Source organism: Actinomyces sp. Z5, assembly GCF_003287795.1.
Taxonomy (GTDB): domain Bacteria; phylum Actinomycetota; class Actinomycetes; order Actinomycetales; family Actinomycetaceae; genus Actinomyces; species Actinomyces glycerinitolerans.
Window position 1 is genome coordinate 1 of sequence record NZ_QMIN01000075.1, and the last position, 1,443, is coordinate 1,443.

At 65.5% G+C, this 1,443-nt stretch carries 1 protein-coding gene; it reads right to left on the reverse strand.

Annotated elements, in window-relative coordinates; genetic code table 11:
• Positions 1-45 precede the first annotated feature (45 nt).
• Positions 46-1,341 (reverse strand): DDE-type integrase/transposase/recombinase, encoded by a 1,296-nt coding sequence (locus tag DRB06_RS10595; RefSeq protein WP_108966214.1) that lies wholly within the window; start codon positions 1,339-1,341, stop codon positions 46-48.
• Positions 1,342-1,443: the final 102 nt, after the last annotated feature.

Sequence of the window (1,443 nt, forward strand, 5' to 3'; positions counted from 1 at the left end):
ACTTCTGGGACGGTTGAGTCTCATGACTTCTGGGACGGTTGAGTCTCATGGGTTTTGGGACGGTTGGGAGCGGGGTGAGCGGGGTGGCCTGCTGATGATTCTGTTGGGTGGTTTGGAAGCGTTGATGGTGGCCCGGCTGTGGGTCTGTGCCTGGGTGGGCTGGGGCCAGGGGATCGCGGCGAAGTGTGTTCCGGCCTGGTCGTAAAGGTCCAGACGGGTGGGGTACTGGCGGAACTCGATTCTCTGGCCGGCCATGAAGGAACCGACGTAGATGATCCGGCCCTTGTAGGTCACGGTCCCGTTGCTCAGGGCCTGTCTGCTGGTGATGGCCGGGTCGGTGCTGGCTGCCTGCGGCAGGCTCAGCGGCACCGGCCCGGATAGCGCGTCAAGGTTGATCGGGGAGGGGTTGGGCAGGGCCCGGGGGACCTGGTGCCACACGCGTATGGGGGTTATGGCTATCCCCAGCCCCTGGTGCTGGCGCTCGGTGTTGTAGTAGGCGGTGAAACACTCCAGGCCGGTGTTGAGGTCCTCCAGGGTGGTGTAGGGGTGCGCTTCCAGCCACAGCTGGAGGGGCTTATGGGAGCTTTCGACCTTGCCCTGGGTCTGTGGGTGACCGATGGCGCCGCTGATCGGACGGATCCCCAGCGACGCGAGCCACCTCTCTGTCCGCCCGAATCCGGTGGTGCGGTGAGTGTTGAAAGCCCTGCCGTTGTCGGTCAGGATGGCTGCGGGCCGCCCCCAGGAGTCGAAGGCCTCGGACAGGATTTGGCGGGTGGCCTCATGCGTCTCCCCGCCCCAGGCCGCCTTGAGCGCCACCAGCACCCTGGAGCAGTCATCGATGACCTGGTAGATGGTCACCACACGCCCCTGGATGCGCCACTCGATACCGTCCAGCTGCCACAGCTCGTTAGCACTGGTACGCGTGAACCGCTTGAAAGACACCCGCGGGCGCTTGCGTGGCGCCGGAACCACCAGCCCCATGGCCCGCATGCGCCTGGCAATAGTCGCCCGCGACGGGGCCGGGTTGGCCCCCGCCCCGGACAGCACCCACCACACCGACCACGCACCCGCATCCTTCCCATCGGCAACCAGCTCCCGGCGTACCTGGGCGATACGCTCATCAACCCGCTCATCCCAACGGCGCGCCGGGTGCAGCGGCGCCCTGGAACGGGCGACCAGCGCCGCCCCCGGTCCCTCCTGCTTGGCCCGCTTACGGATCCGGTAGAACGAGGACTTCGAGACCCCCACCTGCCGGCAGAACTCCTCCACGCTCACACCCGCAACCCGCGAGTCAAACTCAATGATGCGCTGACGCTTGAACGGCGAAACTGCATAACCCATCCCCCAACCCAACCCCACCCACACCGCCCCAGAATCTCACTACTTCTGACACTCCCAGATGTCATGAGATCCAACAGTCCCAGAAGTCATGAGACAACACAG

Bases quoted from the DNA above. Each gene is read 5' to 3' on its own strand.
- DRB06_RS10595 (WP_108966214.1), bottom strand. From the start codon at position 1,341: ATGGGTTATGCAGTTTCGCCGTTCAAGCGTCAGCGCATCATTGAGTTT.